The sequence below is a fragment of the Nocardia higoensis genome (genome assembly GCF_015477835.1).
Classification (GTDB): Bacteria; Actinomycetota; Actinomycetes; order Mycobacteriales; family Mycobacteriaceae; genus Nocardia; species Nocardia higoensis_A.
This window is the reverse complement of the sequence record NZ_JADLQN010000001.1, coordinates 1,694,266-1,718,445: the sequence shown is the minus strand read 5'-3', so window position 1 is coordinate 1,718,445 and position 24,180 is coordinate 1,694,266. Positions and strand designations below refer to the sequence as shown.

General features: G+C 69.2%; 23 protein-coding genes. 20 read left to right on the top strand and 3 right to left on the bottom strand.

Annotated elements, in window-relative coordinates:
• Together ruvB and IU449_RS07715 are read left to right on the top strand one after the other, a co-directional pair.
• Nucleotides 1–1,083: a Holliday junction branch migration DNA helicase RuvB gene (ruvB, locus tag IU449_RS07720; RefSeq protein WP_195001198.1), complete on the top strand. Its 1,083-nt coding sequence runs from the start codon at nucleotides 1–3 to the stop codon at nucleotides 1,081–1,083.
• Nucleotides 1,084–1,130: 47 nt separating this feature from the next.
• Nucleotides 1,131–1,649, top strand: a complete 519-nt coding sequence (locus tag IU449_RS07715) for a GtrA family protein (protein ID WP_195001197.1) — start codon at nucleotides 1,131–1,133, stop codon at nucleotides 1,647–1,649.
• Here IU449_RS07715 and IU449_RS07710 read toward each other — a convergent pair.
• Entirely contained in the window at nucleotides 1,531–1,923 is a 393-nt protein-coding gene (locus IU449_RS07710; RefSeq protein ID WP_195001196.1) for a DivIVA domain-containing protein, read from the bottom strand. The genes IU449_RS07715 and IU449_RS07710 overlap by 119 nt on opposite strands.
• Nucleotides 1,924–2,337: 414 nt before the next feature.
• On the opposite strand from IU449_RS07710, the gene yajC reads away from it, so the two are divergent.
• The 8 genes from yajC (at nucleotide 2,338) to IU449_RS07670 (ending at nucleotide 12,249) form a co-directional block, all read left to right on the top strand.
• Entirely contained in the window at nucleotides 2,338–2,760 is a 423-nt protein-coding gene (gene yajC, locus IU449_RS07705) for a preprotein translocase subunit YajC (protein WP_195002386.1), read from the top strand.
• A gap of 99 nt (nucleotides 2,761–2,859) precedes the next feature.
• Nucleotides 2,860–4,734 carry a protein translocase subunit SecD gene (gene secD / locus IU449_RS07700; RefSeq protein ID WP_195001195.1) on the top strand — a complete coding sequence of 625 codons (1,875 nt, stop codon included), beginning with the start codon at nucleotides 2,860–2,862 and terminating at the stop codon, nucleotides 4,732–4,734.
• Entirely contained in the window at nucleotides 4,731–5,996 is a 1,266-nt protein-coding gene (gene secF, locus IU449_RS07695; RefSeq protein WP_195001194.1) for a protein translocase subunit SecF, read from the top strand. Before secD ends, secF begins: the two co-directional genes overlap by 4 nt.
• A gap of 7 nt (nucleotides 5,997–6,003) precedes the next feature.
• Complete coding sequence (locus IU449_RS07690) at nucleotides 6,004–7,710, top strand: ABC transporter substrate-binding protein (RefSeq protein ID WP_195001193.1); 1,707 nt, start codon at nucleotides 6,004–6,006, stop codon at nucleotides 7,708–7,710.
• A gap of 50 nt (nucleotides 7,711–7,760) precedes the next feature.
• A complete protein-coding gene (locus IU449_RS07685) occupies nucleotides 7,761–8,333 on the top strand; it encodes an adenine phosphoribosyltransferase (RefSeq protein WP_195001192.1) in 573 nt (190 codons plus the stop codon).
• A 169-nt stretch (nucleotides 8,334–8,502) separates the two neighbouring features.
• Nucleotides 8,503–10,119: an ATP-binding cassette domain-containing protein gene (locus tag IU449_RS07680; protein WP_195001191.1), complete on the top strand. Its 1,617-nt coding sequence runs from the start codon at nucleotides 8,503–8,505 to the stop codon at nucleotides 10,117–10,119.
• Between the two features lie 118 nt (nucleotides 10,120–10,237).
• The gene (locus IU449_RS07675; RefSeq protein ID WP_195001190.1) at nucleotides 10,238–10,699 is read left to right on the top strand and encodes an RrF2 family transcriptional regulator; all 462 of its coding nucleotides are present in this window, start codon (nucleotides 10,238–10,240) and stop codon (nucleotides 10,697–10,699) included.
• Between the two features lie 314 nt (nucleotides 10,700–11,013).
• Nucleotides 11,014–12,249 carry a globin domain-containing protein gene (locus IU449_RS07670; RefSeq protein ID WP_195001189.1) on the top strand — a complete coding sequence of 412 codons (1,236 nt, stop codon included), beginning with the start codon at nucleotides 11,014–11,016 and terminating at the stop codon, nucleotides 12,247–12,249.
• 25 nt (nucleotides 12,250–12,274) lie between these two features.
• On the opposite strand, the gene IU449_RS07665 is transcribed toward IU449_RS07670, so the two are convergent.
• Together IU449_RS07665 and IU449_RS07660 are read right to left on the bottom strand one after the other, a co-directional pair.
• Nucleotides 12,275–12,928, bottom strand: a complete 654-nt coding sequence (locus tag IU449_RS07665) for a Uma2 family endonuclease (RefSeq protein ID WP_228803797.1) — start codon at nucleotides 12,926–12,928, stop codon at nucleotides 12,275–12,277.
• 41 nt (nucleotides 12,929–12,969) lie between these two features.
• Complete coding sequence (locus tag IU449_RS07660) at nucleotides 12,970–15,363, bottom strand: RelA/SpoT family protein (RefSeq protein ID WP_195001188.1); 2,394 nt, start codon at nucleotides 15,361–15,363, stop codon at nucleotides 12,970–12,972.
• 350 nt (nucleotides 15,364–15,713) lie between these two features.
• On the opposite strand from IU449_RS07660, the gene IU449_RS07655 reads away from it, so the two are divergent.
• From IU449_RS07655 to IU449_RS07610, 10 genes are all read left to right on the top strand, one after another.
• Complete coding sequence (locus IU449_RS07655; protein ID WP_195001187.1) at nucleotides 15,714–16,043, top strand: YnfA family protein; 330 nt, start codon at nucleotides 15,714–15,716, stop codon at nucleotides 16,041–16,043.
• A gap of 974 nt (nucleotides 16,044–17,017) precedes the next feature.
• On the top strand, nucleotides 17,018–18,007 hold the full coding sequence (locus IU449_RS07650) for a hypothetical protein (RefSeq protein WP_195001186.1): 990 nt from the start codon (nucleotides 17,018–17,020) through the stop codon (nucleotides 18,005–18,007).
• Nucleotides 18,008–18,023: 16 nt separating this feature from the next.
• Nucleotides 18,024–18,899, top strand: a complete 876-nt coding sequence (locus IU449_RS07645; RefSeq protein WP_195001185.1) for a MinD/ParA family ATP-binding protein — start codon at nucleotides 18,024–18,026, stop codon at nucleotides 18,897–18,899.
• Nucleotides 18,896–19,567, top strand: coding sequence for a hypothetical protein (locus IU449_RS07640; protein WP_195001184.1), 672 nt, complete (start codon nucleotides 18,896–18,898; stop codon nucleotides 19,565–19,567). Before IU449_RS07645 ends, IU449_RS07640 begins: the two co-directional genes overlap by 4 nt.
• Nucleotides 19,564–19,860: a hypothetical protein gene (locus IU449_RS07635; protein WP_067859649.1), complete on the top strand. Its 297-nt coding sequence runs from the start codon at nucleotides 19,564–19,566 to the stop codon at nucleotides 19,858–19,860. Before IU449_RS07640 ends, IU449_RS07635 begins: the two co-directional genes overlap by 4 nt.
• Nucleotides 19,861–19,876: 16 nt before the next feature.
• On the top strand, nucleotides 19,877–20,149 hold the full coding sequence (locus IU449_RS07630; RefSeq protein WP_195001183.1) for a hypothetical protein: 273 nt from the start codon (nucleotides 19,877–19,879) through the stop codon (nucleotides 20,147–20,149).
• On the top strand, nucleotides 20,146–20,367 hold the full coding sequence (locus tag IU449_RS07625) for a hypothetical protein (protein ID WP_195001182.1): 222 nt from the start codon (nucleotides 20,146–20,148) through the stop codon (nucleotides 20,365–20,367). The genes IU449_RS07630 and IU449_RS07625 overlap by 4 nt, the downstream gene beginning before the upstream one ends.
• Nucleotides 20,364–21,173, top strand: a complete 810-nt coding sequence (locus IU449_RS07620) for a hypothetical protein (protein WP_195001181.1) — start codon at nucleotides 20,364–20,366, stop codon at nucleotides 21,171–21,173. Before IU449_RS07625 ends, IU449_RS07620 begins: the two co-directional genes overlap by 4 nt.
• 77 nt (nucleotides 21,174–21,250) lie before the next feature.
• On the top strand, nucleotides 21,251–22,693 hold the full coding sequence (locus IU449_RS07615; protein WP_195001180.1) for a hypothetical protein: 1,443 nt from the start codon (nucleotides 21,251–21,253) through the stop codon (nucleotides 22,691–22,693).
• Nucleotides 22,690–24,180 carry an SCO6880 family protein gene (locus IU449_RS07610; RefSeq protein ID WP_195001179.1) on the top strand — a complete coding sequence of 497 codons (1,491 nt, stop codon included), beginning with the start codon at nucleotides 22,690–22,692 and terminating at the stop codon, nucleotides 24,178–24,180. Before IU449_RS07615 ends, IU449_RS07610 begins: the two co-directional genes overlap by 4 nt.

Sequence of the window (24,180 nt, the reverse complement as noted above, 5' to 3'; positions counted from 1 at the left end):
ATGACAGACGATTACGCAGACGACGAATCCCCGGTCACCGCGAACCTGCTGCGCTCCGACGGCGAGATCGAGGGCGATCTGCGGCCGAAATCGCTGGACACCTTCATCGGCCAGCCCCGGGTCCGCGAGCAGCTCGCCCTGGTCCTGCGCGGCGCCAAACAGCGCGGCAGCACGCCCGACCACGTCCTGCTGTCGGGCCCGCCCGGCCTGGGCAAGACCAGCATGGCGATGATCATCGCCGCCGAACTCGGCACGGCTCTGCGCATCACCTCCGGCCCCGCCCTCGAACGCGCGGGCGACCTGGCCGCCATGCTGAGCAATCTGGTCGAGGGCGACGTGCTGTTCATCGACGAGATCCACCGCATCGCCCGCCCCGCCGAGGAGATGCTGTACCTGGCGATGGAGGACTTCCGCGTCGACGTCGTGGTCGGCAAGGGTCCGGGGGCCACCTCCATCCCACTCGACATCGCACCGTTCACCCTCGTCGGCGCCACCACCCGCTCCGGTGCGCTCACCGGCCCGCTGCGCGACCGCTTCGGCTTCACCGGCCACATGGACTTCTACGAGCCCGCCGAACTGCTGCGCATCCTGCGGCGATCGGCGCGGATCCTGGGAGTGCGCATCGACGACGATGCCGCCGCCGAGGTCGCCGGGCGCTCGCGCGGCACGCCGCGCATCGCCAACCGGTTGCTGCGCCGCGTCCGCGACTACGCCGAAGTCCGCGCCGACGGCCTCATCACCCTTGCGGTGGCCCGCGCCGCGCTGGAGGTCTACGACGTCGACGTGCTCGGCCTGGACCGGCTCGACCGCGCGGTGCTCGACGCCCTGGTCCGCGGCTTCAACGGCGGTCCGGTGGGGGTGTCCACGCTGGCCGTCGCGGTGGGTGAGGAAGCTACCACCGTCGAGGAGGTGTGCGAGCCGTTCCTGGTGCGCGCCGGGTTGGTGGCTCGTACGCCGCGCGGTCGCGTCGCCACGGCCGGGGCCTGGGAACACCTCGGCCTGGTCGCACCGCCGGACCTGGTCTACGGCGCCGTCGAGGTGCGCGGCCGGGCTCCGCAACCGACGCTGGATCTGTTCGACTGAAACCCTCGGCGGCGGCGCGAAATCCGTGCCCCCGTTAGAGTCGCAGCATGACGGTGGTCAACTCCGTGCTCGATCGAATGCCCGAGCCGCTGCGCAGCAAGGCGATCGAGCATCGCGAACTGCTCAAGTTCGCCACGGTCGGCGCCATCACCTGGTTCATCGACACCGGCGTCGTCTACGCGGTGAAGCTGACCGTGCTCGGTGAGAAGCCGCTGACCGCGCGTCTGCTCGGCGTCCTGATCGCGACCATCGCCTCCTACGTCCTCAACCGTGAGTGGTCCTTCCGCACCCGCGGCGGCAGGCAGCGCTCGCACGAGGCCGCGCTGTTCTTCGCGGTCAGCGCGCTCGGCATCGGCGTCACCATGATCCCGCAGGCGATCTCGCTGTACGTGCTCGATCTACGGGTGCCGCACGTGTCCGCGGTGACCCAGGCGCTCGCGAACTTCGTCACCGGTCAGATCCTGGGCGTGCTGCTGGCCATGGTGTTCCGGTTCTGGGCGATCCGGCGGTTCGTGTTCCCCGACGACCTGCACGCGACCGAGACAGCGCGCGTGCACCGTCGGTGACCGCCGAAGGCTGTCCGGCGCCGGCAGCCGCGAAGGTACAGATCACCCGATGGAGAAAGGCGTCCACCTCGTCGGGATGATAACCGCGCACGCCCCGGCGCGCCTGGGTGAAGCGCACCGTGTGGAGATCGCGCGCGGTGAGACTGCCCGCGCCGTCGTGCGCCAGCGTCGCGGTCACCAGGTCGAGGAAGGCGTCGACCACTTCGCGGTTGTAGCCGCGCTCCCCGAAGGGGGCGGGGCCGAAGACGACTCCACGCACCTCGGCGGGCGTCATGCCTGCCGACGCGGATGCCGGCACCGGTCGTGGCGCGGGTCGCAGCGAGCCGACCGCGGGTTCGCGCCGCTGCGCCCCCCGGGTCTTCGGCTTCGTCGATCCCGCTGTCCGGTTCTTCCAGAACACGTGCGCCCCCATGCGAACGAGTGTCGGTCTTTGTGCCGGGTCACTGTATCGGCACCGGGCCGTACTCGCCGTCCGTCGGCGAGCGGAGGACTACATTCGAGGTGACGGGCGGCGTCGCCGCGTGGCGGCGATGTCCTCCTCGAACACACGGACGATCTCGGCGGTAGCCGGTACACCGCGCCGGGGCGTGCCCGGCGGGGTGTGCGGATGCGGCCGAGGTTGCGGTAGCTGGCAGACTGTGTGGGTCCCGGCCCACCTCCACCCAGAAGACATGGACTGACATCGATGATCGATATACTGTTCCCGCTCCTGCTGGTCCTCCTGCTCGTGCCGATGTTCCTCGGCATCCGCCGTCAGAAGCGTGAAGCCGAGAAGGTCGCCGCCATGCAGGACGGCCTGAAAGTCGGTGACTCCGTGATCACCACCTCGGGCCTGTGGGGCACAGTCGTCGACGTCGACGAGGACACCGTCGATCTGGAGATCGCCGAAGACGTGGTGACCACCTGGCTGCGCCAGGCGATCCGTGAGGTCCGTGTCGAGGAGCAGGCCGGCACCGCCGAGTCGACCACCGGCGAGACGACCACCGGCGAGACGACCGACAGCGAGACGTCGGCCCCCGAGACGACCACCGAAGGGTCGGCCCCCGTGGTCGAGGAGTCCGCTGAGCAGACCGAGAACCGGCTGAACGACACCCGGCTGCACAAGGACTGACACCGCACCACCGCCCACCGGGGCGGGTCGGCGCGTGCGCGCCGACTGTCCCGGTGTACGCCCGTTCCACTCTCGACTTCCGCCTAGGAGATACGCACTGTGCCACCTTCCCAGGGATCGGCGCATCCGCTCAGATTGCTCGGCGTCTTCGCCGCGCTGCTGGCCGTGATCTATGCGCTGGTGTTCTTCACCGGTGACAAATCCCCGACACCCAAACTCGGCATCGACCTACAGGGTGGCACTCGCGTCACACTGACCGCGCGTACCCCGGACGGCACCAGTCCGAGCCAGGACAGCCTGCGCAAGGCGCAGGAGATCATCGAGAACCGCGTCAACGGTCTCGGCGTCTCCGGCTCCGAGGTCGCGATAGAGGGCGACAACATCGTCATCACCGTGCCCGGTGACGACGGTCAACAGGCCAGGGCGCTGGCGACCACCGCCAAGCTCTACGTCCGTCCGGTGCTGGCCGCGACGCCGTTCGCCGGGACGCCGCAGGGCGCCCCCGCGACCGACGCGCCCGCCCCGGCGCCGCAGACTCCGCCCGCCGATGTCCCGCCCGCGGATGTCCCCCCGGCCGATGTCCCGCCCGCTGAGGCGCCGCCCGTCGGGGCCCCGCCCGCGGATGTTCCGCCCCCGGCGGAGGCTGTGCCCCCGCCGCCTGCCGACACGCCGCCCGCGCCCGAGGCACTGGTCGAGCCCGCCCCGCAACCGCGCGTGTTCCCCGCGCAGCCGCCGATCGACGAACAGCCGCCGGTCGAGCAGCCGCCGGCCGGTGAGCAGCCGCCTGCCGATCAGCCTCCTGCGGAGCAGCCGCCGGCCGATACGCAGGACGAGGAAGACCTCACCCCGCAGGAGCGCGTCCAGCGCGAGATCGCCGCGGCCAAGGAGGCCAGGCAGAGCACCGATCCCACCGCCCAGCAGGCCGCCATGGCCGCGATGGACTGCAGCAAGCAGGATCCGCTCGCGGGCAACGACGACCCGAACCTGCCGCTGGTGACCTGCTCGCAGGACGGCACCGAGGTGTTCCTGCTCGACGTCAGCCGCATCGACGGCCAGGAGATCAAGGACGCCGTCGCCAATCTCGACACCCAGCAGTCCCGCTGGGTCGTCGACCTGGAATTCAAGGGCTCCGGTTCGGACGCCTGGGCCGACCTGACCGGTGAGTACCTGTACAAGCGGGTCGCCTTCACCCTCGACTCCCAGGTGGTCAGCGCCCCGCAGGTGCAGGCGGGGCCGCAGCTGGGTGGGCGCACCCAGATCTCCGGGCAGTTCACCGCCACCTCGGCCAGGGAGCTGGCGAACACCCTGAAGTACGGTTCGCTGCCGCTGTCGTTCCAGACCTCCGAGGCCGAGACCGTCTCGGCCACCCTCGGCCTGTCGTCGCTGCGCGCGGGCCTGATCGCCGGCGCGATCGGCATGGTCGTGGTGCTGCTCTACTGTCTGCTCTACTACCGCATGCTCGGGTTGCTGACGGCGCTTTCGCTGATCGGCTCGGGTCTCGCGGTGTACGGATTGATGGTGTTGCTCGGCCGGTGGATCGGCTTCACCCTCGACCTGTCCGGCATCGCCGGTCTGATCATCGGTATCGGTATGACCGCCGACTCGTTCGTGGTGTTCTTCGAACGCATCAAGGACGAGATGCGCGAGGGCCGTAGTTTCCGCTCGGCGGTGCCGCGCGGCTGGCAGCGGGCGCGTCGCACGATCCTGTCCGGCAACGCGGTCAGCTTCATCGCCGCCGCCGTGCTGTACGTGCTCGCCGTCGGCCAGGTCAAGGGCTTCGCCTTCACGCTCGGTCTGACGACCGTTCTGGACGTGGTGGTGGTCTTCCTGATGACCGCGCCGCTGGTGCTGCTCGCCTCGCGCTCGCCGTTCTGGGCGAAGCCCGCGGTGAACGGTCTTGGCGCGATCCAGGAGGTTGCTCGGGAACGCAGGGCCGCCGAGGCCGCTCCTGCGGAAGGTGTGAGGACGCGATGACGAATCCGAACGGCATGAACAATCCGTCGCTGAACAAGCGCGACGAGGATCGGGCACACAGCTCGATCGACGATTTCGCCTACGGCTCCGGCGAGCCCCGGCACGGGTTCTTCAACCGCCTCTACACCGGCACCGGCGCGATCGACGTCATCGGCCGACGGCGGATGTGGTACACCGTGACCGCGGTGATCGTCTTGCTGGCGCTGGCGAGCATGCTGATCCGCGGCTTCAACTTCGGCATCGATTTCGAGGGCGGTTCGCGCATCCAGTTCCCGGCCGGTGACGCGACGACCAGCCAGGTCGAAGAGGTCTACCGGGACACCTTGGGATCGGACCCGGAAACCGTGCAGACCGTGGGTACCGGTTCGACGGCGACCGTGCTCATCCGCTCCGAGGCGCTGGACGCCCGCCAGGTCGATCAGCTGACGAGCGCGCTGTACGAGGAGTTCCAGCCGAAGAACAGCGACGGCGAACCGAGCCGCTCGGCGATCAGCGTCTCCGATGTCAGCGAGACCTGGGGCGATCAGATCACCGAGAAGGCGCTGCTCGCGCTCGCGGTCTTCCTGCTGCTCGTGTCGGTCTACATCGCGATCCGCTTCGAGCGGGACATGGCGATCGCGGCGCTGGCCGCGATGTTCTTCGATGTCGTGGTGACCGCGGGCATCTACTCCCTGGTCGGATTCGAGGTCAGCCCGGCAACGGTGATCGGCATTCTCACGATCCTGGGCTTCTCGCTCTACGACTCGGTGGTCGTCTTCGACAAGGTCGAGGAGAACACCAGGGGCATCCTGCACCTGAACCGGCGAACCTACGCCGAACAGGCCAACCTGGCGGTCAACCAGACGCTGATGCGCTCGATCAACACCGCCGTCATCGGCGTGCTGCCGATCGCCGCGCTGATGGTGATCGCGGTGTGGATGCTCGGGGTCGGCACGCTCAAGGACCTGGCGCTGGTGCAGTTGGTCGGCCTGCTGGTCGGCACCTACTCGTCGATCTTCTTCGCGAGCCCGCTGCTCGTCTCGCTCAAGGAACGCTGGGGACCGGTGGCGGCGCACACCAAGAAGGTGCTGGCCAAGCGGTCCAACGCCGCCGCGGCCAGGGCGGCCAGGGAGGCCGAACTGCGGGTGGCGAGTGCGACCAGGCGCACGGGCGGGGAGGACTTCGCGGCGGCAGGTCCGCGTCCGGGCGCGCGATCGCGAGGCGGCGAGGGACGTGCCGCGGGGGAGCAGCGTCCCTCGGGCAAGCGGCAGCGGAGGAACTGAGTTCATCATGCGAAAGCCACGCAGCGGCGCGGTGCGGCTGGCGGGTGTGGGTACGGCGCTCGCGCTGGCCGCGGGACTGGCGAGCGGATGCTCGACGCAGAGTCAGGTGCCCTCCATCGGCTACGCCGTCGACGCGGTGCTCACCACCTACAACGGCGGCACCACGCTCGGCGTGAGCAGTGGTTCGGCGGCGGTGTTCCAGCGCGTGCTGACCGGGTTCTTCTACACCGGTCCCGACGGCCAGCAGGTGGCCGACACCGATGTGGGCACCGCCAAGGAGGTGCCGGGCGAATCGCAGACCATCCAGTACCGGCTGAACCCGGACGGGGTGTACTCCGACGGCGTGCCGACCTCCTGTGACGATTTGGTGCTGACCTGGGCGGCGCGCAGCGGTCGTTTCACCGACGGTCCGGTGCCGCTGTTCGATGCCGCCGACACCGCGGGCTACCGCGACATCGAGCGGATCGATTGCCAGCCCGGCTCCAAGGACGCCACCGTGGTGTTCCGCCCGGATCGCCGGTACCTGCCGTGGCGCACGCTGTTCACCGCGGGGGAGATGATGCCCGCGCACGTCGCCGCCAGGGAGGCGGGCGTGGCCAACGTGGTCTCCGCGGTGCAGGACGGCGACCGGGCGGCCGTCGGCAAGCTGGCCGACTTCTGGAACAGCGGCTGGACCCTCACCACGGGCGAACTGGACGCGGCCAGATTCCCCTCCTCCGGCCCGTATCGGGTCGAGTCCTTCGGTCCCGAGGACGGACTGGTGCTGGTCGCCAACGAGCGGTGGTGGGGCAATGCGCCCGAGACCGGTCGTGTGGTCGTCTTCGACAAGACCTCGGATCTGAAGGCGAAGCTCGCCGACAACGCGGTGAGTGTGCTCGATCTCGGCGCGGGCTCGGTGGCCGAGCTCGACCTGAACGGCTTCTCCTCGAACACGGTGCCGGGACGCGGGGCCGAACAGCTGATCCTGGCCACCGACGGCGTGCTCGGCTCGCCTGCCGCCCGCCGCGGCCTCGCGCACTGCGTCCCGCGTCAAGCGCTCTACAACGACCTGGGCAAGGCAGCCGACGTGCCGAGCACCGGGCTGGGCACCGGGCCGTTGAATTCGCTGATCAGCCAGCAGGATTCGCTGTACTACGGCGCGTCGACAGCGGGCGCGTCGAAGGCGTACGAGGTGACCGACATCAGCGCCGCCAAGACCGGTTTCGCGGGCACGCCGAACCCGGTCGTCCGGATCGGATACCTCGCTCCGGACCAGCGGCGCGCGCAGACGGTCGCGGCGATCGCCGAATCCTGCAGGGCCGCGGGCATCACCGTCGAAGACGCGAGTGCCACCGACTTCCGGCCGACCCAGTTGGCCGACGGGACGGTGGACGCGATTCTGTCGAGCACCGCGGGCGCCCCCGGTCCGGCGGGCTCGCTGGCCGGAGTCGCCGCGATGAGTGCGTGGCGGACCGGTAGCGGCGTCGATTTCGGCCGGTTCGGCAACGGCCGCTACGATGCGATCACCGATCAGCTTGCCGCGGACCCCGATTCGACCGCACAGCTGAATCTGCTGACCGAAGCCGAGAACCTGCTGTGGTCGGAGATGCCGGGCATTCCGTTGTTCGCGACGCCGCGCATCATCGCCTTCGGCAACGGCCTGAACAACGGTGTGGCCGGGCCGACGCAGGGCGGTACCGGATGGAATATGGATCGCTGGGTGTTGCGGCGGTGACCGGGTCCGACGGGGACGGGCCCATCGAAATGACCATGGGAGAGATGTCGATGAGCAAGCACGCGGCAACGGAGTCCGACCAGCAGGTGGCCGAGCGGATCGCCGCGGCCGCCGGGCACGTCGAGCGCCTGACCCGCTGGCACGACGACTTCCCGACTCCCGGTGTCCGTTTCGCCGACCTGACCCCGGTCTTCGCCAGTTCCGACGGCTTCCGCACGGTGATCGAGTCGCTGGCCGCGTGCGCGCCGGAGGTCGATCTGGTCGCGGGCGTGGACGCCAGGGGCTTCCTGCTCGGCGCGGGTGTGGCCACCTTTCTGGGCACCGGGGTGCTCGCGATCCGCAAAGCGGGCAAGTTGCCCCCGCCGGTGATCAGCCGGGAGTACAGCCTGGAATACGGTGCGGCCGCGCTGGAGATCCCGGGCGACGGGGTCGAACTGCGTGGGCGCACCGTGCTGTTGCTCGACGATGTGCTGGCCACCGGAGGGACTCTCGCGGCCGCGGCACAGCTGTTCGAGGAGGCGGGCGCGCATGTCGCCGCCGCCGCCGTCGTGCTCGAACTGGAGGCGCTCGGCGGCCGCGCGCTCCAGGGTGACTACCCGCTGACCTCGATCGTTCGCATCTGATGACCCGCGGCGGGCCGCGCGAGGAAAACCTCTGGCGGCCGCCGTGGCGGATCTACTACCCTGGATCACGTCCTCGTCCCCGGCGATCGGAGTAGTGGTGCTCTTCTGAGGCGCTTTCGTGCGGCCCGCATTCGCGCGCCGCGTCACGACGCGACTTCGAGGATCCACCATGACCTCATTGTCCTTCTCCGGGCTCACCTTCTCGGATCTCACCTTCTGCTGGCCGGACGGCACTCCCGTCTTCGACGGTCTCGACGGCGACCTCGGTCCCGGCCACGTCGGCCTGGCGGGGATCAACGGCGCGGGCAAATCCACCCTGCTGCGGCTCATCGCCGGTGAACTGCGTCCGCTGCGCGGTTCGGTCACCGTGCGCGGCCGCCTCGGCTACCTGCGTCAGGACCTCGGCCTGGCCGATGCCCAGCGTGTCGACCACCTCCTCGGCATCGCCGAGATCAGGGCCGCCCTGCATCGCGTCGAGGCGGGCCGGGCCCACGACGACGATTTCGACGTGATCGGCTCGGCCTGGGACGTCGAGGAGCGGGCGGTGGCGCTGCTGGCGCGGCTGGGCCTGGCCTACCTCGCCGATTCCGCCGCGGGTCTGGATCGCCGCCTCGACACCCTCTCCGGTGGCGAGACCGTCTTGCTCGGTCTCGCCGCGCAACTGCTCGGCGACCCCGAGGTGCTGTTGCTCGACGAGCCGACGAACAATCTCGATCACGCTGCCCGCCAACGTCTCTACGACGTGGTCGACCAGTTCTCCGGTACCGTGCTGGCGGTCAGCCACGATCGCGAACTGCTCGAGCGCGCCGACGCCATCGCCGAACTGCGCCAGGGCACGCTGCGGGTGTTCGGCGGCAACTACACCGATTACGAGGAGCGGATCGCCGTCGAACAACAGGCAGCGCGGGCCGCGGTGCGGGCCGCCCGCAACGATGTGCGTAGACAGTCCAGGGAACTGGCCGAGACCAGGACCAAGCTGGATCGCCGCAGGCGCTACGGGCAGTCCTCGGCCGAGAACATGCCGAAGATCCTGGCGGGCGCGCGCAAACGCGCGGCACAGGAATCGGCGGGCAAACTGCGCAATACCCAGATCGAGCGCCTCGACGCCGCCGCCGAACACCTGCGCGAAGCCGAGGACTCGGTGCGCGCCGACCAGCAGATCCGCCTCGATCTGCCCGGCACCCGCGTGCATCCCGGCCAAGCTGTTCTCGACCTCGTCGACGCCGAATTGCCCTGCGGTGCTGTCGGCCTCGATCGCCGAGTGACCCTGCGGATCACCGGTCCGGAACGGATCGCGCTCACCGGCCGCAACGGCATCGGCAAGACGACGCTGTTGCGCCGCATCGCCGCCGAGCCACCGAAAGTGCCCTGGCGACTACTGCCGCAGCGGCTGAACCTGTTCGATCCGGAGCGGACGGTGTTCGAGAATGTCGCCGCCGCCGCGCCGGACGCACCGCCGGAGCGGATCCGCGCACAGCTGGCCAGGCTGCTGTTCCGTGGGGCGGCGGCCGATGTACCCGCCGCCGCCCTGTCCGGGGGTGAGCGCCTGCGCGCGGCCTTGGCGCTGCTGTTGCTCGCCGAGCCGGCGCCGAAACTGCTGTTGCTCGACGAGCCGACCAACAATCTCGACCTGCCCAGCCTGCGCCACTTGACCGAAGCGTTGGCGAGTTTCGAGGGAGCACTGATCGTGGTCAGTCACGATCCGCGATTCCTGCACGAGATCGGGGTGACGCGCCGTTGGGAACTCACCGACGAGGGAGTGGCGATCGCCGACGCGGCCGGCTGAGTGGGCCGGTCACCGAGCACGGAAGGTGCTGCAGGGCGCATCGGCGACGCTGTGAGCCCGGCGACATCGGGGGCGAATAATTCGCTTCCGCGAAGCGGAATTAAGTATGCTCCGACCTATGCAGCTGTCCAGGTTCACCGATCTCGGCCTGCGCGCCATGATGCGCCTGGCCGTCGGTGGCGCGGCCGAGGAGCGTGTCACCGTCGGCTTGGTCGCTCGGCAGGTCAATGCCTCGGAACATTATGTCGCCAAGGCGGTGACGAAGCTGGCCGAACTGGGATTCGTCGACTCGCATCGCGGTCGCACCGGCGGGATCTTCCTCACCGACAAGGGCCGCGCGGCGACCGTCGGGCAGATCGTGCGCGGACTGGAGGGCGCCTCGGAGGTCGTGGACTGCTCCGGCGAGCACCCCTGTCCGCTCGCCACGGCCTGCCGTTTGCGGCGGATGCTGGCGCAGGCGCAGGAGATGTTCTACCGGGAATTGGACAATTACAGTCTCGGTGACCTCGTCGACGATCGCACAGTTCGGATGTTGTACATGCCGGGCATGCCCGAGCGGGCGGGGTCGTACACTCGATAACCCCCGGGTGCGCAGTTTCGCCGGAGAATTCCGTCCGACCGAGCAATCCTATTTCTGTGAAATAGGATTGCTTTCCGCTGTGCATGCGCACATACTTTTGTAGTACTTCTCCCGCGTCGCATTCGTGCGCGCGCTCGATGTCGATCTCGAGTTGTCGGCAAAGCAGCAGGTAGAGCGTGTTCCTCGCGACATAATCCGCACCGGCGTGCGTAATTGAGCTCACCGGCCGTGGAGTCGATTTCCGGCGCTCGAATTGGTTACGGTATTTCCAGTGGCAATCGAGCCCAGATGGAATCTCGACGAGGAGAACCCCCATGACCACCGTTCTGCCTTCGGCGCTGGATACTCCCGCGGAATTGGAGACCCACCATGCCGACGTGGTGCGTGCGACGCTCCCGGTGATCGCCGAGCATATCGACGACATCACGGCGCTCTTCTACCAGAAGATGTTCGGCGCTCATCCCGAGCTGCTGGCGAATCTGTTCAATCGCGGCAACCAGAAGCAAGGCGCGCAGCAGCGCGCGCTCGCGGCATCGATCGCCACCTTCGCCACCCACCTGGTGGATCCCACGCTGCCGCATCCGCGTGAACTGCTCGCCCGCATCGGCCACAAACACGCCTCGCTCGGCGTGGTCGCCGAGCAGTACCCGATCGTCCACGAGCACCTGTTCGCCGCGATCGTCGAGGTGCTCGGCGCCGATGTCGTCACCGCCGAGATCGCCGCCGCCTGGGACCGCGTCTACTGGCTGATGGCCGACACCCTCATCGGTTTCGAACGCGAACTCTACGACGGCGCGGGCGTGGCACCCGGTGACGTGTTCCGCACGGCCGTCGTCGTCGACCGCATCGAGGACCCTTCCGGCGTGGTCACCTTTGTCGTGGAGTCCACGGACCCCGCCCGCCCGTTCTCGGATTTCCTTCCCGGACAGTACGTCTCGGTGGGTGTCACGCTGTCCGACGGCGCCCGCCAGCTGCGCCAGTACAGCCTGGTCACCGCACCGGGCAACGGCCGTCTGGCCTTCGCGGTTCGTCCGGTCGAGGCGACCGCCGACCAGCCCGCGGGTGAAGTCTCCACGTTCCTGACCGGCACCATCGGCACCGGCGACGTCCTCGACGTCACCTTGCCCTTCGGTGATCTCACCATCGACACCGCCGCCACCGACCCGCTGGTCCTCATCTCCGCCGGTATCGGCATCACCCCGATGATCGGCATCCTCGAATACCTCGCCGCCGCCACCCCGCAGCGCAAGGTCCTCGCCATCCACGCCGACCGCACCTGCGACACCCACCCGCTGCGTGCCGTGCAGGAGGATCTGATCGACAGCCTGCCCGAGGCCACCCTCGAACTCTGGTACGAACAGCCCACCCCCGGCGCGCACACCGGCACGCTCGCCCTGTCCACCCTCACCCTCCCCACCGACGCCCAGATCTACCTCTGCGGCGGCGCCGGCTTCCTCCAGTCGGCCCGGGCTCAGCTCACCGCCGCGGGCGTCCCGTCCGACCGTGTCCACTTCGAGCTCTTCGCCCCGAACGACTGGTTGCTCGCCTGACGATCGCCGCGCTCGCCCGGACGGATCAATACTCCAGATCCGTCCAGGGAATGCGGATGGGAAAGGGGAAGTCGATATGGACTCCGGCCTCGTCGGCCGGAGTCCATTCGCCTGCCAGGCGGTAGTCCGCCGGATGCAGGGGACGTACGCCGGGCGGTAGCTCGCCGTAGCCGGTCTCGAGCGCATAGGCTCGGATCGTCGCGATCGCACTGGTGGTATATGCCAGGCTGACCTCCCAGTACCAGGGGATTCCCGCCCCGGCGTAGCGAGCCTTCTTCGCCTCCATGTCCGAGCGCGAGTTCGACGGCGACAACACTTCGCCCACCAGCAGTGCGTCGGCCGCGCGGATGTCCTGATAGGGACCGCTCAGGCAGCGATGCACCAGGAAGTCGGGGGTCAGGAAATTCGACTTACCATGGCTGCCCAGGAAGACATTCGTCTCCGTGGTGACTCGCCAGCACTCGGACGGGGTGGTTCGCGCGATATCGCGCGTGTGCTTCTCGAGCGCGACCCACAGCCGATTGGTGAAGACCTGGTGTTCGGCCGGGCCTCGCCGGACCCACATCACCTTGCCGTCCCAGAGCTCGATCCGAGAGGCGATCTCCTCCGGTAACCGCTCGAGTTCTTCCCAGGTCATGAACTCCGGAAGGTCGGGTTCGTCGGTCCGCGACAATGGCATGAGGTCATGGTAAAGCCGGTCTCACGCGCTTCGGCGATTCGTCAGGCAGCCGAGGTCACGCGGTACACGTCGTAGACGCCCTCCACATTGCGCACCACGTTCAACAGGTGCCCGAGGTGCTTCGGGTCGCCCATCTCGAAGGTGAACTTGCTGATGGCCACCCGATCGCCATGGGTGGCGACGGAGGCGGACAGGATGTTGACCTTCTCGTCGGCGAGGACCTTCGTGACGTCGGAGAGCAGGCGGGTGCGATCCAGAGCTTCGATCTGGATCGCGACCAGGAAGACCGAGGACGGCGACGGCGCCCATTCCACATCGATGATGCGTTCGGGCTGCTGCCGCAGGGATTCGGCGTTGGTGCAGTCGGTGCGGTGGACGCTGACCGACCCGCCGCGGGTCACGAAGCCCATGATCTCGTCGCCCGGGACCGGGGTGCAGCATTTGGCCAGCTTGGCGACGGTGCCGGAGGCGCCGGGGATCAGCACTCCCGCGTCGCCGGTGACGCGCTGACGGCTGGGGGTGGTCGACGGCGTCGAGCGTTCGGCGAGTTCGTTCTCCACGTCACCGATGCCGCCGAGCTGGGCCATCAGGCGCTGCACGACATGATGGGCGGAGACCTGGTGCTCGCCCACGGCGGTGTAGAGGCTGGAGATGTCGCTGTAGTGCAGTTCGTGGGCGACGGCGTTCATCGCGTCCACGCTCATCAGCCGCTGCAGGGGCAGGCCGACGCGGCGGACCTCCTTGGAGATCTGCTCCTTGCCGCTCTCCAGGGCTTCTTCGCGGCGCTCCTTGGCGAACCACTGCCGGATCTTGGCCTTGGCGCGCGGGGACACCACGAAGTTCTGCCAGTCGCGGCTCGGGCCCGCGTTCTGCGCCTTCGAGGTGAATACCTCGACCACCTCGCCGTTCTCGAGCTGGCGTTCCAGCGCGACCAGTCTGCCGTTGACCCGCGCGCCGATGCAGCGGTGGCCGACCTCGGTGTGCACGGCGTAGGCGAAGTCGACCGGGGTCGACTTCTGCGGCAGCGTGATCACGTCGCCCTTCGGCGTGAACACGAAGATCTCCGGCGACTTCAGATCGAAGCGCAGCGACTCCAGGAACTCCGCGGGGTCGGCGGCCTCGCGCTGCCAGTCCAGCAGCTGGCGCATCCACGCCATGTCGTCGACCTCGGCGGCGTCACCGGAGTGCTTGCCCTTGGTCTCCTTGTAGCGCCAGTGCGCGGCGATGCCGAACTCGGCGGTGCGGTGCATGTCCTGGGTGCGGATCTGCACCTCGAGCGGCTTGCCGTCGGGGCCGACCACGGTGGTGTGCAGCGATTGGTAGACGCCGTAGCGGGGCTGGGCGATGTAGTCCTTGAACCGGCCCGCCATCGGCTGCCACAGCGAGTGCACCACGCCGACCGCGGCATAGCAGTCGCGCACCTCGTCGCAGAGGATGCGGATGCCGACCAGGTCGTGGATGTCGTCGAAATCCTTACCCTTGACGATCATCTTCTGGTAGATCGACCAGTAGTGCTTGGGCCTGCCCTCCACGACCGCCTGGATCCGCGAGGCGGCCAGCGTGTTGACGATCTCGGCGCGAACCTTGGCCAGATAGGTGTCGCGCGAGGGTGCGCGGTCGGCGACCAGACGCACGATCTCGTCGTACTTCTTGGGATGCAGGATCGCGAACGCGAGGTCCTCGAGCTCCCACTTGACGGTGGCCATGCCCAGGCGATGGGCCAGCGGTGCGATGACCTCGAGGGTCTCCTTGGCCTTCTTCGCCTGCTTCTCCGGCGGCAGGAAGCGCATGGTGCGCATGTTGTGCAGGCGGTCGGCGACCTTGATGACCAGCACGCGCGGATCGCGGGCCATCGCGATGATCATCTTGCGGATGGTCTCGGCCTCGGCGGCCGCGCCCAGGTTGACCTTGTCCAGCTTGGTGACGCCGTCGACCAGGTGGGCCACCTCGTCGCCGAACTCGGCCTTCAGCTGCTCGAGGGTGTAGCCGGTGTCCTCGACGGTGTCGTGCAGCAGCGCGGCCACCAGCGTGGTGGTGTCCATGCCCAACTCGGCCAGGATGTTGGCGACCGCGAGCGGATGGGTGATGTAAGGGTCGCCGGACTTGCGGAACTGGTGGGCGTGGCGCTCGTCGGCGACATCGAAGGCCTTCTGCAGCAGCGTCAGGTTCGCCTTCGGATACAGCTCGCGGTGGACCGTGGCCAGCGGCTCGAGCACCGGCTTGACCGCGGCGATCCCGCGCTGACCGGTCATCCTGCGGGCCAGCCTGGCACGCACCCGGCGCGAGGCGGAGGTGGGCACGGTGGACGTGGCCGTGGGCTGCTTGGGCGACGGTGACGGGGGAGTCGGCGTCGGGGCAGGAGTTTTCGCCGGTGGCGAAGGCGGCGTCGCCGTCGCCGATTGCTCGACATTCGCCTCGCCCAAGTGCTGAGTCATGCCACCGCCTCTCCGTGCCGCGATCCGCACCACATTATCCGACCACGGCTACTGCCCGGACCACGACGTCGGCCGTGATCCCCCGCTTCGTCGCGGGAGCGCGGCGCAACGTTGTCACCATTGTCCCGCGCCGGAGCCTTTCGTGCCCATTCTCCCACTGTTCGTGCCCTGGGAATGTGCAACGCCGCATGAGCCGGGCGCGTTCCCCGCGCCTGTCCTGTCGCGCGGACAGCGGCCGGTGCTCCAGTCCGGCGGCCGCGTCGACAGGCCCCTTCTTCCCCGCGTAGCGAGCGGCCGGCAAACCCCGCGGAGGTGCCGCGGCGGGCGCGGGCGCCGGTAACTTCTGCGGGATGACGGTTCTGCGGTCCCTGGTGTTGTTCGGGCTGGCGGCGCTCGCCGAGATCGGCGGCGCCTGGCTGGTGTGGCAGGGCTACCGGGAGGGCCGCGGGCTGTGGTGGGTCGCGGCGGGAGTGATCGCTCTCGGTGCCTACGGATTCGTGGCCACCTTCCAGCCGGATCCGAACTTCGGGCGGATCCTGGCCGCGTACGGGGGAGTGTTCGTGGCCGGCTCGCTGGCATGGGCGATGGTGCTCGACGGGTTCCGGCCGGACCGATGGGATCTCACGGGAGCGCTGATCTGCCTGACGGGAGTGGCGGTCATCATGTACGCGCCGCGCTGACGCCGCCGGGCCCCCGATCGGAATCGGAACGCGAAGTCTCGATTGCGTTCTCGTGCATGGGTTCGGAAACTTGCCGGGCGTGGCGCCGAGACGCGCCGCGCAGTGTGGGGTAGCGTTTGCGGTTTTGCGTAAAGTTTTCTCTGTTGGGCGAGTCATAGCCGGAATCTGTTACGGTCTATTGCGTTTCAGGGTTGAGGGTTGTTGCGGCAACGGGACTGATTGCGAAGCGCTATGACTGGGTACCTGGCTGGTCTCACGGGACCGGTGGTCGCAACCACCGGCACCGTGGTTGCCGTGTACCCCGCACCGGCTTCCGCTCCCGAGCACGTGAATCCCGCTGGGCCCGTTCGTGATTCACCGATGGCGCTCGCGCCGGATCCGACGATCGACGACTGCCCGGCGTCCTGTGCGCCGAGTGTGCAGGGCACCGGCGAATCCTCACCGGCCGCCGGCACCGGGTCGCTGTCGACGATATCCGTGCCGGCGCCGGCTCGGCCGGCCGGCCAGGCCTACGACGCGGTCGTCCGCGACATCGTCGACCACCGCGAACTGCTGGATCTCACGACGTCGGTGCGACATCGGCGCCTCGCCCGCCACCATGGCGCTCATCACAGCGCGACGGCGGGAGACGGAGGTGAGACGCCTGCCCGATTCGACGCCGACCGGTTCGCCGCGACGGCCTGTGACCAGGCTGAATGCGCTGGAGTCGCGGGTGCGTCCTCGCTGGCGCGGGCGTATGTGGACATGCGATCAACTGCGGACGGCCCCGGCGCGTCGGCTACTCCGAACCCCGGCGGTGCGAGACAATTTCCGTTCGGGACAGGAGCCGATGGCGCCTCATCCGGGGGCGTGACCTCGATTCCGCCCACCGCGCGAACCGGCGAAGCCGCTCGCCACCACCCGTTCTCCACGAACTGATCGCCGAGAGGTCCGACGATGCGATATCACGCGCCCGGCCCCGTGGGAATGGGGGAATGTTGAAGTCGTACAAAGATTTGTCCCGCTGGTACGGCCCGATCGAACCGGAGGGCACACCCGCGTCCACGGCGGTGGAGTCGGCGGCGGTGCCCGAGGCCGATCGGGATCGCCCCGCCTCGACCGGCCCGCAGAAGCCTGTCCGATCGCCGGACCACGTCCGCGAGGAGGGCCCCGACGCCGATCCGGCCGACGCGCGCGCGGTCGCCGAAGTACCCGCCGACCTTCCCACCCGCCGTGCCGAGTTCACCGGCGGGTGGTCGGACTGGGTGGCCGAGGACGCGCCCGTTCCGGTGCACGCGCCGGGCCCCGACGACGATTTCCCCGAGCGCGGAGCCGACCTGGTCCGCTTCCCGTGGCCCGATGACGACGACGAATACGACGAGGATCCGGCACCCACGCCGCCCGCCACACGATCGCTGCGGGAGCATCCGGCGACCCGCCGTGCCAGGACGGTGATCATCCTGGTGGTCGCGATCCTCGTCCTGATCGCCTCGGCCGTCGGCGCGCTCGTGCTCGTCCGGCTCTCCGGCGACCGGCCCGCGGCCGCCCCCGACCCCGCGCCGATGCGGTTCACCGCAGGCAGCGCGCAGGCGGGTATCACCACCGGCTGTCCCACCGAACGCTCCGATCGGGTGCTGCGCAGCGCGGCGGCGGGTGGGGACGCCTCCGGGCCCGACGCCGTGCTCGGCTTCCAATACGCCTACTACGTGGAGCGTTCCGGTGAGCGCGCCAGGCAGTTCGTCGCACCGGACGCCGCGGTGCCGAGCGCGGAGATCATCCAACGTGGCATCGGCACGGTCCCGGTGGGCACCACGCACTGTGTGCGGGTGACCACGATCGGCGAGAAGGCGGCGGGCGAGAGCACGTACGCGGTGGAGGTCACCGAGTATCGGCCCGGTGGCGCGCCTGCCACGTACAACAAGCAGACGGTCACCACCGCGGTGGTCGGCGGCCGGGTGCTCATCTCGAGCATCACGGCCGGATGAAGGAGAGCTGAGAGCGATGGGAGAGGACTGGAGCCGCTGGCTCGACGAGGCGCCCGATCGGGGCGAACCGCCGAGCCACGAAACGCGTACCAAGGCTCCGGTGGTGCGGTTCCGGCGTCGGGCCGGTGGGGACGGTGACGAGGCGTGGCCGCAGCGGCCCATCCTGGTGGTCGGCGGCTGCGGTGGTGCGGGCACGACGACGACGGCTCTGGGGATCGCGGGCGAGTTGGGCGTCGCGGGTACCCCGACGGTGGCGGTGGACGCCACCGCGGCGGGCGGCGACATCGCCTTGCGCGGCGCCGACGAGCATCTGCATCCGATCAGCTTGCAGTCCTGGTTGTACGGCCGCGGCGACGACGAACCCGCCCCGCTGAAGGAGTGCCTGTCGCGGGCGACGTCCGGCATCGGACTGCTCTGGCGGGATGCCGCGCCGCTACGTCGGCGGGCCAGCTACCTGACGGTGGCACGCGCGGTCACCGACGCCGGCTACACCGCGGTCTACGACGGCGGCCATCCCATCGCGGGCAGGCAGTTGCGCCCGCTGCTCGATGACGGGGACATCGCCCTGGTGCTCACCATTCCGGCGCGCCCGGACGCGGCCAACCGTCTGCGGGTCACGCTGGAATGGCTCGACGACGAGTTCGGCGAGGCCGCCGAGGGGCAGGGCAACGGCATCGTGGGCGACACCACGCTGGTGATCTCGCACCAGGCGCCCGGTGACGACTCCCGGGTCGCCGACCACCTGCGCGAGCATCTGTCCGGATGGGTACGCGACATCACCGAGATCCCCTACGATCCGCATCTCGCGCGTGGCGAACTCGTATGCCACGCGGAACTGGCCGAGCAGACGCGCCGTGCGTACGCGCGGCTGGTGGCCGGGGTGGCCTCGTGACCGCCGCCATGCGGTTGCGCCGCAAGCTCGACCCGCGTCCGGCCGGTGTCGTCGCGCCGCCCGAATCGCGTCGTGCCCCGGTGTGGGATCGGCCGGTGCCGGGTGTCGGCCGGGCGCCGCTGGTGTGGTTGCTGGGAGTGCACGGAGGCGCGGGCGCGACGACCCTGGCGCACGTGCTGGCCCCGACCGCCGATGCGAGCCGCCGCTGGCCGGGCGGGTTCGATCGGGAATCGCCGTTCGTGGTGCTCGTCGCCCGCGAGACCATCTCCGGGCTGACCCGCGCGCACGATCTGTTGCGCCAGCACCACTTCGGCTTCGGTGGTCCCTCGGAGGTGATCGGGCTGATCACGGTCGCCGCGCGGCCGGGCCGGATGCCCGCCGAGATCCGCCGGTACCGCGAGCTGGTCGGCTCGCTGGCCGGACCGGTGTGGCAGGTGCCCTGGTACGAGGAATGGACTCTGGTCGAACCCGAGGAGTTGCCGATCTGGACGCCGGGCGACCCGATGCCCGAACGCAAACGCAAGATCGATCCGCTGGACGAGGTGCCGGTGGAGGTTCGGGAGCTGGGGGCTGACATTGTCGACGCGGTCCGTGAGAAGCTTGACAGCAGAACAGATTTCGCCGACGACGATGTAACCGATCCACCATTCGAGAAAGGGCCCCGATGAGCATGTTCCTCTTGGCTGTCCAGGACACCTACGGCGTCGTGCTCGCCCAGGTCGGCAATCCGACCCCGGAGGCGCCCCCCGGATCGGAGAAGATCCTCCAGCTGGTGCGTTACCTCACCTGGTTCGTCCTGTTGTCCGGGATCTGCGGAATCATCTACGCGGGTGGCAAGTTCGCCTGGGAGCGCTGGTCCGGTGGCGGTCTCGAATCGCCGAAGATGGTGGCGGGCGCGATGATCGGCGGCGTGGTCGCCACAAGCGCGGGCACCATCATGAACGCTGTCATCGGTACGTAAGGGTAAGGGTCGGGGAATGACCACGCTTCGAATGCGGACGGATTTGCTCGCCTACAAGCAGATGCCGTCGGAGGTGCTCGAACCGCTGATGCAGTTGCTGAACTGGCTGCTGTGGTTCGTGCTCATCGTGTGCCTGTCCTGGATGATCCTGTCCGCGGGCAAGTTGTGGATCGCCTTCCGCACCGATCTGGCCGCCAACGACGCCTCGCACGGGGTGCTGATGAGCCTCATCGGCGCGATCGTGGCGAGCGGCGCCACCAGTATCGCGCTGGCCTTCCTTCCGGCGTGAGTGTGGGTCGGAGCATGGAAACGGCGGTGATGGTGGGCACGGTCGCGCCCGCCGCGGCGATCGACTCGGACGGCTCGCTCGCGGTGAAGCGCACCACGGTCGAATGGTCCACGCAGGATGGGAGATTACGGCTGCACTACTCGGATTCGACCGCCCGGCCGACAGCGGTGGTCGACGCACTACCGGGCGACATCGTGACATGGGAGGCACCGAAGTGAGTCAGAAGGAGCCCTACACGCGCGAGCGTGTCTCCTTCGGTGCCGTCGCGTCCGCCGCGCTGCTGGCCCTGATCGTGATCGTGGGTGTGGTCGTCTACATCTCCCGCGACGAGGACGCCGCGGGCGGGCAGGCCGAGCTCGCCGCGACCGTCGGCGAGGGTTTCGCGAGCCCGGAGGTCGACCTGTTCGGCCGTCGCGTGGACATCCCGAACAATCCTGCGGGACAACCGCTTCCGCAGGATCCGGCGCGGCAGCGCAAGCCCTCGGACCTGGACTGGCTGACCGCCCGACCCGCGGGCCTGGATGAGCCGCGCGGCTGGCAGCGGGTCTACGGCGCCTCGGTGCCGTTCTCCACCTCCGACGGGCCCGCCCGGCTGGAAGAAGGCCAGGCGGTGGGGTACGCGCACACCCCACAGGGCGCGGTGCTGGCGGCCGCGCAGATCACCTACCGGCTCAACGCCCGGCCCGCCGACCGTGAGCTGTACGTGCGCCAGGTGCGCGCCTCGGCGCAGCAGCTCGCCGAATACGACCGCGCCATGGATCAGAACCGGCTGCCCGAACAGCAGCCCGAGCGGATCACGCGCTACTTCGTGGCTCCCGACGCCTTCCAGGTCGAGAGTTACGCCGACGATCTGGCCGTCGTCCGGTTCGCTTCGCGCGGACAGGTCGTCGACGACAGACAACTGTGGGTCGCCCTGCGCCTGGTGATGGTGTGGGAGGCGGGTGACTGGCGGCTCAAACCCGCCACCGTCGAGGGCAGCCGGACCGAATACATCGAATCGCTTGCGGGGTGGACGACATGGTGACCTTGGAGAAGACAGCGCCGCGCACGGAGAAGGCCGAGCCAGGTCCGCGAACAGCCGAGCCCCGAGGAGCGAACACGATGGTGCGCAAACTGTTGACCATCCTCGCGGTGATCTTCACCGTCATGGTCGCGACGCCCACGGTGGCCTACGGCCAGACCTACGGTTTCGACGAGACCTGCAACGAGATCCACGACACCCTCGACGGCGTCGGCCTGCCCGGCATCTCGCTGGGCGACGCCGCCTCGGCGGTGTGCAAGGCGGGTAATGCCGCCTCCCATCCCGGCGACGCCGCCACCGCGGTCAAGGACAAGGCGTGGGATTCCACCTTCGGCAGCGTGGTGGACTCGCTGATGAGCGGTCTGGGTGAAGCGATCATCCTGGCGTTGACCTTCTGGATGAAGGTGCCCAACGAGGCCGCCAGTGACGGCGGATCGTTGTTCACCAAGATCAGCGACTACACCTATCAGATACAGATATTGCTGCTGATCGCCTCGATCATCCTGACCGGCGCCCGCCTGGCCGAGGCCAGGCGCGGGGCGGCGGTGAGCGAGGCGGCCGAATCGTTCCGGATGTTCGCCCGGGTGGTGTTCAGTTCCTGGATGCTGGGCGCGGTGATCGTCGCGGGCACGCAGGCCTCGGACCGGTTCGCGGAATGGATCATCGAGGACTCGACCAACGGCAACGCCAAGGACATGGCCGAGCTGATGGTGAAAACCAGTGCCTTGCAAGCATTCTCGCCGGGTCTGGTGCTGATCATCGCGATCGTCGGCCTGCTCGGCGCGCTGGCGCAGATCGTGCTGGCGATCGTGCGACAGGGTCTGCTCATCATCGCGGCGGGCGTGCTGCCGCTGGCGGCGGCGGCTTCCGGCATGAACGTCGGCAAGCAGTCCTACCAGAAGCTGGTCGGCTGGATCATCGCCTTCATGCTCTGGAAGCCGGTGGCCGCGATCGTGTACATGATCGCCTTCACCACCGCGGGGCATGTCGACGGGCTGTCCACCTCGACGATGCCCGACGGTGAACAGGCCCAGCGCATGCTGGTCGCCATCGTGCTGCTGTGCTCGGTCGCCTTCGTGCTGCCCGCGCTGATGCGCCTGGTCACTCCGGCGGTCGCGATCGTCGGCTCCGGCGGCTCGGGTCTGACCGCCGCGGGCGGCACCCTGGTCGCGGCGGCGGCGCTCGGCGCCATGGGTACCAAGGCGGTCGGCGTGAAGCAGGCCGCCGCACCGGGTTCGGCCGGCTATGTCAGCGGCAGCGGTTCCGGTCCGCGTCCGGGTGGGGCGGGTGGCCCCGGCGGCAGGCCGGGTCCCCACAATCCACAGGGCGGCGGTCCGCGTGCCTCGGGCACGCAGGGCTCCCGCGGAGTACCCTCCGGAGCCGCCACCGCGGCCGGACGGGTCGGCGCGGCCAGAGCCGCGACCAGCGGTATGCGCCGAGCCGACGACACGATGGGTGATGTGGCAGGGGATCGTTGGGCGAACCGTTCGCCCGACCTCGGGAGGAGCACCATTCCGCGATGACGATCAGCGACACCTACGAGCGCCGCTCCTACGGGTTGTGGCAGAAGCCGCGCAGCGCGGGCCTGTTCGGCCTGCGCTGGGAAGAGACGGTGATCGGCTTCGTCGTCGTGATCACCGCGCTGATCTGTGCGATGGTCGGTGGATTCACACTGGGCCTGATCGTCGGCGGCGTCGGTGTGGCGGTGATGGTTCCACTGGTGTGGCGGACGGGGGGCCGCTCGGGCTACGAGACGGGATTGATGATGTTCAACTGGATGCGCTCGCGCAGTCGCGGCGAACACGTGTATCGGGGCGGCCGGTTCTCCCGCATCCCCGGTGGCGTCACCCGGCTGCCCGGTCTGCTCGCCCCATCGAAGCTCTACGAGGGCATCGACGCGGGCGGTTACAGCTTCGGCATGATCCATCTGCCGCAGTTCGCGCAATACACCGTGGTGCTGCGGGCTTGGCCACAGGGCCACGAGGCCGTCGACCAGCCGGTGATCGACCGCTGGGTCTCCGCGTGGGGCACCTTCCTGGCCTCGGTCGGCCAGACCAGCGACATCGTGGCCGTGGTGCCGGTGATCGACACCGTGCCCGAGACCGGTAACCGGCTGCTCACCGAGGTCTCCACGATCACCAAGCCGGAAGCGCCGGAGCTGGCCCAGCAGGTGATGTACGAGCTGGCCACCGAATTGCCGCAGGAACGGGTGCAATTGCTGCCGCGCGTGGCGATCACCTTCAAGGCCACCACCGCCGAGCGCCGCAAGAACCCCGCCGAGGAGGCCGTCGAGATCGGCAGGCGACTGCCGGGCATCTGCGCGGCGCTGGCCGAGGCGGGCGTGCGCGCCCAGCCGATGTCGGCCGACGAGGTGATCGCGTTCATCCGCCGCAGCTACGACCCGGCCTCGCAGGCCGACCTCGAGGTCGCGGCCTCCGAACCCGAAGGGCACGGGCTGGATTGGGCCGACGCGGGTCCGGTCTCGCACGACGAGAAGTGGGATCACTTCATCCACGACGGCGGCCGCTCGGTCACCTGGGAGATGGACGCCGCCCCCGAGGGCGCGGTCGACGAGCGGGTGCTGCAGCGGCTGCTGGCGCCGAACCCGGAGGTGCCGCGCAAGCGCATCGCCATCGTCTACCGGCCGCATTCGGCGGCCGACGCCGCCGAGATCGTCGACGACGACTTCAAGAACGCGCTGGTCGCCCAGCAGAGCGAACGTGGCGTGGTCTCGGCCGCGGCGACGCTGCGGGTCGGCGCCACCCAGCAGGCGCGCGAAGAGCAGGCCAGGGGCCACGGCGTGACCCGCTTCGGCGCGCTGGTCACCATCACCGAACCGCTGCGCGGGGATCTGCCGCGCATCGAGGCCATCACCCGCGACCTGTCCACCCAGGCGCGGTTGAAGATCCGGCGGTGCTACCGCTACCAGGGCGCGGCCTTCGCGGCATCGCTCGGCTGCGGCGTCATCCTGCCGGAGCACGCGACCATTCCGAAGGCATTGGCGGGGTGA

What these genes read in the sequence shown, in the direction of transcription:
- IU449_RS07660 (WP_195001188.1), bottom strand. Translation starts at nt 15,363, where the DNA reads ATGACTCAGCACTTGGGCGAGGCGAATGTCGAGCAATCGGCGACGGCG.
- secF (WP_195001194.1), top strand. Translation starts at nt 4,731, where the DNA reads ATGACGAATCCGAACGGCATGAACAATCCGTCGCTGAACAAGCGCGAC.
- IU449_RS07655 (WP_195001187.1), top strand. Translation starts at nt 15,714, where the DNA reads ATGACGGTTCTGCGGTCCCTGGTGTTGTTCGGGCTGGCGGCGCTCGCC.
- IU449_RS07670 (WP_195001189.1), top strand. Translation starts at nt 11,014, where the DNA reads ATGACCACCGTTCTGCCTTCGGCGCTGGATACTCCCGCGGAATTGGAG.
- IU449_RS07635 (WP_067859649.1), top strand. Translation starts at nt 19,564, where the DNA reads ATGAGCATGTTCCTCTTGGCTGTCCAGGACACCTACGGCGTCGTGCTC.
- IU449_RS07645 (WP_195001185.1), top strand. Translation starts at nt 18,024, where the DNA reads ATGGGAGAGGACTGGAGCCGCTGGCTCGACGAGGCGCCCGATCGGGGC.
- IU449_RS07680 (WP_195001191.1), top strand. Translation starts at nt 8,503, where the DNA reads ATGACCTCATTGTCCTTCTCCGGGCTCACCTTCTCGGATCTCACCTTC.
- ruvB (WP_195001198.1), top strand. Translation starts at nt 1, where the DNA reads ATGACAGACGATTACGCAGACGACGAATCCCCGGTCACCGCGAACCTG.
- IU449_RS07650 (WP_195001186.1), top strand. Translation starts at nt 17,018, where the DNA reads ATGTTGAAGTCGTACAAAGATTTGTCCCGCTGGTACGGCCCGATCGAA.
- IU449_RS07630 (WP_195001183.1), top strand. Translation starts at nt 19,877, where the DNA reads ATGACCACGCTTCGAATGCGGACGGATTTGCTCGCCTACAAGCAGATG.
- IU449_RS07690 (WP_195001193.1), top strand. Translation starts at nt 6,004, where the DNA reads ATGCGAAAGCCACGCAGCGGCGCGGTGCGGCTGGCGGGTGTGGGTACG.
- IU449_RS07710 (WP_195001196.1), bottom strand. Translation starts at nt 1,923, where the DNA reads ATGACGCCCGCCGAGGTGCGTGGAGTCGTCTTCGGCCCCGCCCCCTTC.
- IU449_RS07665 (WP_228803797.1), bottom strand. Translation starts at nt 12,928, where the DNA reads ATGCCATTGTCGCGGACCGACGAACCCGACCTTCCGGAGTTCATGACC.
- IU449_RS07715 (WP_195001197.1), top strand. Translation starts at nt 1,131, where the DNA reads ATGACGGTGGTCAACTCCGTGCTCGATCGAATGCCCGAGCCGCTGCGC.
- IU449_RS07610 (WP_195001179.1), top strand. Translation starts at nt 22,690, where the DNA reads ATGACGATCAGCGACACCTACGAGCGCCGCTCCTACGGGTTGTGGCAG.
- IU449_RS07675 (WP_195001190.1), top strand. Translation starts at nt 10,238, where the DNA reads ATGCAGCTGTCCAGGTTCACCGATCTCGGCCTGCGCGCCATGATGCGC.
- IU449_RS07615 (WP_195001180.1), top strand. Translation starts at nt 21,251, where the DNA reads ATGGTGCGCAAACTGTTGACCATCCTCGCGGTGATCTTCACCGTCATG.
- IU449_RS07685 (WP_195001192.1), top strand. Translation starts at nt 7,761, where the DNA reads ATGAGCAAGCACGCGGCAACGGAGTCCGACCAGCAGGTGGCCGAGCGG.